This is a genomic window from Corallococcus sp. 4LFB (genome assembly GCF_046520365.1).
Classification (GTDB): Bacteria; Myxococcota; Myxococcia; order Myxococcales; family Myxococcaceae; genus Corallococcus; species Corallococcus caeni.
The window spans coordinates 1-5675 of record NZ_JBKGHJ010000506.1 but is presented as its reverse complement, the minus strand read 5'-3'; the positions used below and the strand labels follow the sequence as shown (position 1 = coordinate 5675).

General features: G+C 73.4%; 7 protein-coding genes. 5 read left to right on the top strand and 2 right to left on the bottom strand.

What is annotated here, in order from left to right; all coding sequences use genetic code 11:
* The first annotated feature begins 90 nt into the window (after window positions 1–90).
* The 5 genes from ACLEQD_RS35370 to ACLEQD_RS35350 are packed head-to-tail and all read left to right on the top strand — an operon-like array spanning window position 91 to window position 3975.
* Window positions 91–723 carry a phosphoribosylanthranilate isomerase gene (locus ACLEQD_RS35370; RefSeq protein ID WP_410390186.1) on the top strand — a complete coding sequence of 211 codons (633 nt, stop codon included), beginning with the start codon at window positions 91–93 and terminating at the stop codon, window positions 721–723.
* An 11-nt stretch (window positions 724–734) separates the two neighbouring features.
* The gene (trpB, locus tag ACLEQD_RS35365; RefSeq protein ID WP_410390184.1) at window positions 735–1940 is read left to right on the top strand and encodes a tryptophan synthase subunit beta; all 1206 of its coding nucleotides are present in this window, start codon (window positions 735–737) and stop codon (window positions 1938–1940) included.
* A complete protein-coding gene (gene trpA, locus ACLEQD_RS35360; protein ID WP_410390182.1) occupies window positions 1937–2728 on the top strand; it encodes a tryptophan synthase subunit alpha in 792 nt (263 codons plus the stop codon). Before trpB ends, trpA begins: the two co-directional genes overlap by 4 nt.
* Window positions 2729–2774: 46 nt before the next feature.
* Window positions 2775–3326 carry a GNAT family N-acetyltransferase gene (locus tag ACLEQD_RS35355; RefSeq protein ID WP_410390181.1) on the top strand — a complete coding sequence of 184 codons (552 nt, stop codon included), beginning with the start codon at window positions 2775–2777 and terminating at the stop codon, window positions 3324–3326.
* 52 nt (window positions 3327–3378) lie between these two features.
* Window positions 3379–3975 (top strand): histidine phosphatase family protein, encoded by a 597-nt coding sequence (locus tag ACLEQD_RS35350; RefSeq protein WP_410390179.1) that lies wholly within the window; start codon window positions 3379–3381, stop codon window positions 3973–3975.
* Between the two features lie 3 nt (window positions 3976–3978).
* Here the strand turns inward: ACLEQD_RS35350 and ACLEQD_RS35345 are convergent, their stop codons facing one another.
* Window positions 3979–4542, bottom strand: a complete 564-nt coding sequence (locus ACLEQD_RS35345) for an anthranilate synthase component II (RefSeq protein ID WP_410390177.1) — start codon at window positions 4540–4542, stop codon at window positions 3979–3981.
* Window positions 4539–5675 (bottom strand): anthranilate synthase component I family protein (locus ACLEQD_RS35340; protein WP_410390175.1); only part of this gene is annotated, 1137 nt, incomplete at its 5' end. The genes ACLEQD_RS35340 and ACLEQD_RS35345, both read right to left, overlap by 4 nt.

Sequence of the window (5675 nt, the reverse complement as noted above, 5' to 3'; positions counted from 1 at the left end):
CCAACGCCGTGCTCGTGGGCGAGTCCCTGTGCGCGACGCCGACCCGGGCCGCGCCCTGCGCCGGCTGCTCGGCCTGGAAGGCGGCGGGCCATGAACGTCCTGGTGAAGGTCTGCGGCGTGACGCGCGTCGCGGACGCGAAGGGCGTCTGGGCGGCGGGGGCGGACGCGATGGGGCTCAACTTCCATCCGGGCTCGCCCCGCTTCGTGGACCTGTCCACGGCAACGGCGCTCGCGCGCACGCGGCCTCCGCTGGCCGCCATGGTGGGCGTGTTCGTCAACGCGACGCCGGAGGACATCCGCGTGCGCGTGCGCGAGTGCGGCCTCACCGCCGTGCAGCTCCACGGCGACGAGCCCCCCGAGGCCTGCTCCGGCTACGGCGTGCCCGTCATCAAGGCGCTGCGCGTACGCGGGCCGGACGACGTGGCGAAGGCCCGGAGCTACGTGGGCGTGGGCGACGTGGCGGGGCTGCTCCTGGACGGCGCGGCCCCGGGCTACGGCGGCGGCGGCGTCACCTTCGACTGGTCGCTGGTCAAGCAGCTGGCGGACTGTGGCCTGCCGGTGCTGGTGGCGGGCGGGCTCAAGCCTTCGAACGTAGCCGAGGCCGTGAGGGCCACCCGGCCCTACGGTGTGGACGTGGCCAGCGGGGTGGAGTCTTCCCCTGGCATCAAGGACCTGGACGCGGTGCGCGCCTTCGTGCGCACGGTCCGGTCCCTCAACCTTTGAGGAGTCATGCCATGACGACGGACACTGCCGTGGGCCGCTTCGGCCGTTACGGCGGACGCTATGTGCCGGAGACCCTGGTCCCGGCGCTGCTGGAGCTGGAAGAGGCGTACGCGAAGGCGCAAGCGGACGCGTCCTTCGGCGAAGAGGTGACGCGCGTGCTGCGCGAATACGTGGGCCGCCCCACGACGCTCACGCCCGCGCACCGCCTCACGGAGGCCTGGGGCGGCGCGCAGGTGTGGCTCAAGCGCGAGGACCTGGCGCACACGGGCGCGCACAAGATCAACAACACCGTGGGCCAGGTGCTGCTCGCCCGGCGCATGGGCAAGAAGCGCATCATCGCGGAGACGGGCGCGGGCCAGCACGGCGTGGCCACCGCCACCGCGTGCGCCCTCTTCGGCCTGCCCTGCGAGGTGTTCATGGGCGCGCTGGACGTGGAGCGCCAGGCGCTCAACGTCTTCCGCATGCGCGCCCTGGGCGCGGTGGTGCGGCCGGTGGAGTCGGGCTCGCGCACGCTCAAGGACGCGATGAACGAGGCCATGCGCGTCTGGGTGTCGCAGGTGCAGGACACCTACTACGTCATCGGCAGCGCGGCGGGCCCGCACCCCTACCCCACCATCGTGCGCGACTTCCAATCCGTCATCGGCCGGGAGATCCGCGCCCAGACGCTGGCCGCCCTCGGCCGGCTGCCGGACGCCATCATCGCGTGCGTGGGCGGCGGCTCGAACGCCATCGGCGCGCTGCACCCCTTCATCCCGGACACGGCGGTGCGGCTGGTGGGCGTGGAGGCGGCGGGTCACGGCCTGGGCTCCGGCCAGCACGGCGCGTCGCTGACGCTGGGCACGGAGGGCGTGCTGCACGGCTCGCGCTCGCTGGTGCTCCAGGACGAGAACGGCCAGATTCAGGAGGCGCACAGCATCTCCGCGGGCCTGGACTACCCGGGCGTGGGGCCGGAGCTGGCGCACCTGGCGAAGACGGGCCGCATGGAGGTGCGCACCGCGACGGACGACGACGCGCTCGCGGCCTTCTACGAGGTGGCGCGCACGGAGGGCATCCTCCCCGCGCTGGAGACGTCGCACGCGTTCGCGGCGGCGCGCTCGCTGGCCCGCGACATGGGCAAGGGCAAGCACCTGGTCATCAACTGCTCGGGCCGGGGCGACAAGGACGTGGCGACCATCTCGGCGCGCGGCGTGCCGCCGGCGACGGGGGTGAAGTCATGAGCGCGGAGCTGGGCAAGGCGTTCGCCCGGGCGAAGGCCCGGGGAGAAGGCGCGCTGGTGGCGTACGCGATGGCGGGCGACCCGGACCTGCCCAGGTCCGTGGACGTGTTCGCCGCGATGGTGGAGGGCGGCGCGGACGTGCTGGAGATTGGCGTCGCGTTCAGCGACCCCATCGCGGACGGCCCCGTCATCCAGGCCGCGTCGGAGCGGGCGCTGAAGGCCGGCGCCACCCTGCGCCGCGTGCTGGACGAAGTGGTGCCGGAGGTGCGCCGCCGCTGTCCGGAGACGCCGCTGGTCATCATGACGTACGTCAACGTGGTGATGGCCATGGGCGAGGAGCGCTACGCGAAGCTCGCGCGGGAGCGCGGCATCGTGGGCACCATCCTCCCGGACCTGCCTCCGGAAGAGAGCGCGGGCATCCGCGCCGCGTTCGACAAGGAAGGCATCGACCTGGTGCCCCTGTGCGCGCCCACGACACCGCCCGCGCGCGCGGAGGCCATCGCGAGGGACGCGCGGGGCTTCGTCTACTGCGTGTCCGTCGCGGGCGTGACGGGCATGCGCGCGGAGCTGCCGCCGGACCTGTCGCAGCGGCTGGACCTGGTGAAGCGCGCCGCGTCCGTGCCGGTGGTGGCGGGCTTCGGCATCTCCAACGCGGAGACGGCCCGGCCGCTGGTGGCCCACGCGGACGGCGTCGTCGTGGGCAGCGCCCTGGTGAAGGCCGCCCACGCGGACGGCCCGGCCGCGGCGAAGCAGCTCTGCGCGGACATCAAGCGCGGCCTGAAGCGCTAAGGTCCCCTCCGCGCGCCGGACGTCTTCCGGCGCCCGGAGACCGGACATGCACACCCCGCCCACGCTGGGCCCCACCCTCGAAACGCCGCGCCTCATCCTGCGTCCCCCCACGCTCCAGGACCTGGACGGCTTCGTGGCGATGATGGCGGACGAGGAGACCGCGCGTTACATCGGCGGCCTCCAGCCCCGCTCCAACGTGTGGCGCGCCGTCTGCGCCATGGCCGGCTCCTGGGCCCTCCAGGGCTTCGCCATGTTCTCCCTGTTCGAGAAGTCCACCGGGAAGTGGGTGGGCCGGCTCGGGCCCTGGATGCCCGCGGACTGGCCGGGCCCGGAGGTCGGCTGGGGCCTGTCCCGCGACGCCTGGGGCAAGGGCTACGCCACGGAGGGCGCGGCGGCCACCATCGACTGGGCCTTCGAGCACCTCGGGTGGACGGAGGTCATCCACTCCATCTCCCCGCCGAACGAGCCGTCCAAGCAGGTGGCCCGCCGGCTGGGCTCGCGCTTCCTGCGCATGGGCATGCTGCCGGCGCCCTACAACGACCACGAGGTCGAAATCTGGGGCCAGAGCCGTGAGGAGTGGCGAACACGGAAGCGGTAGCCCCGGCACTTTTTTCCTCCCGTCCCGCCACGGGCTGACACAGATTGGCGCCATGAACTCACGCGCTCCCCAGCTGGTCCTCGTCCGTCACGGTGAGACGGAGTGGAGCCGCAGCAGCCAGCACACCGGCCGCACGGACCTGCCGCTGTTGGAGGAAGGCCGCCAGATGGCGGAGCAGCTCCATGCGCCCCTGAGCGCGTGGCGCTTCGCCGCCGTGTGGACCAGCCCGCTGTCGCGCGCCCTGGAGACGTGCGTGCTCGCGGGCTACGGCGACGTGGCCCAGAAGCGCGACGACCTGATGGAGTTCGACTACGGCGACTACGAGGGCCGCACCGGCGCGGACATCCGCACCACGCGCCCGGGCTGGACGCTGTGGGCGGACGGCGTCCCCAACGGGGAGACGCTGGAGGAGGTGGGCGCCCGCGTGGACCGCGTCATCGCGGCGGCCCGCGCCCTCCAGGACGACGTGCTCGTCTTCTCCCACGGGCACCTCCTGCGCATCCTCGCCGCGCGCTGGCTGGGCCTGCCCCCGGACGGCGGCAGGCTGTTCCACCTGGGCACGGCGTCCATCAGCGTGCTGGGCTCCGAGGCCGGCGGCAGGCAGCCGGTCCTCGTGAGCTGGAACGACACCACGCACCTGAAGGGCTGAGCGCTACAGCTTCCCCTCCAGGAAGTTGCGCACCAGCGACGGGCCCTCCGGCGTCAGCACGCTCTCCGGATGGAATTGCAGCCCCACCACCGGCCGCGTGCGGTGCCGCAGCGCCATCACCAGGCCGTCCTGGCTCCACGCCGTGGCCTCCAGCTCCGCGGGCATGGAGTCCGCGGCCACCACCAGCGAGTGGTAGCGCGCCGCCTGGAAGCCCTGCCGCACGCCCGTGAAGACGCCGGTGCCTTCGTGCCGGATGAGCGCCGCCTTGCCGTGCACGGGCTCCGGCGCGCGCACCACCTGCCCGCCGAACGCCGCGCCAATGGACTGGTGCCCCAGGCACACGCCCAGCACCGGCACGCGCGCCTGGGAGATGGCCGCCACGCTCACCCCGGCCTCGTGCGGCGTGCACGGCCCCGGGGACACCACCAGGTGTGACGCGCCCGACGCCGCGACGCCCGCGGCATCCAGCGCGTCGTTGCGCACGACCTTCACCTCCGCGCCCAGCGTGTAGAGCAGCTGCACCAGGTTGAAGGTGAACGAGTCGTAGTTGTCGATGACGAGGATCACCGCCCGCCTCCTTCGCGCGCCAGGCGCAGCGCGGCGGCCATGGCGCCCGCTTTCGCTTCCGTCTCGTCCGCTTCCTTCATGGGGTCCGAGTCCGCCACCAGCCCCGCGCCGGCGGTCCACATCGTGCGGTCGCCGTCCACGAAGAAGGTGCGCAGCGCGATGGCCACGTCCAGCGTGCCGCAGAAGGACAGGTAGCCCACCGCGCCGGCATAGGGCCCGCGCCGCATGGGCTCCAGCTCGTCGATGATCTGCATCGCGCGGATTTTCGGCGCCCCCGACACGGTGCCCGCGGGGAAGGTGCTCGCCAGCGCGTCCAGCGCGTCGAAGCGCGGGGTGTCCAGCTTGCCGCGCACCTGGGACACGATGTGCATCACGTGGCTGTAGCGCTCGATGATCATCAGGTCCTCGATGCGCACGGTGCCCGGGGCGGCCACGCGGCCCACGTCGTTGCGCCCCAGGTCCACCAGCATGATGTGCTCGGCGCGCTCCTTCTCGTCCGCGAGCAGCTCCTTCTCCAGCCGCACGTCCTCGGCCTCGGAGCCGCCCCGGCGCCGCGTGCCCGCGATGGGCCGCACCACCACGTCCCCGTCGCGCACCTGCACCAGCAGCTCCGGCGACGCGCCCACCAGCGCCCGCGCCTCGCCCAGGTCCACCAGGAACAGGTACGGCGACGGGTTCACCCGCCGCAGCGCCCGGTAGAGCGACAGCGGCGGGATGGCGCCCTGCGCCTCGAACCGGCGCGCGAGCACCGCCTGGAAGCAGTCCCCCGCGCGCACGTACTCCTGCACCTTCTCCACCGCCCGCGCGTAGCCCTCGCGGTCCCAGCACGCGACGGGGGCCGGCGCGTTCTTCTGCGAGGGCGAGGGCGCGTACGCCTCCGGAGGCAGCGGCCGGCGCAGCCTCTCCGCCATCGCCTCCGCGCGCGCTTCCGCGTCCTTCAGCGCCTGCGCGACGCTGCCGTGCAGCGCGGGCCGCGCGATGGCGATGGCCTTGAGCGTCTGGGTGCGCGTGTCGTGGGTGACGAAGTCCTCGGCCACGAGCCACTCGGAGTCCGGGAAGCCCGTGTCGCGCGGGTGGCGGTCCGGCACGCTCGGCTCGAACCAGGACGTGGCGTTGTAGCCCAGGTAGCCACG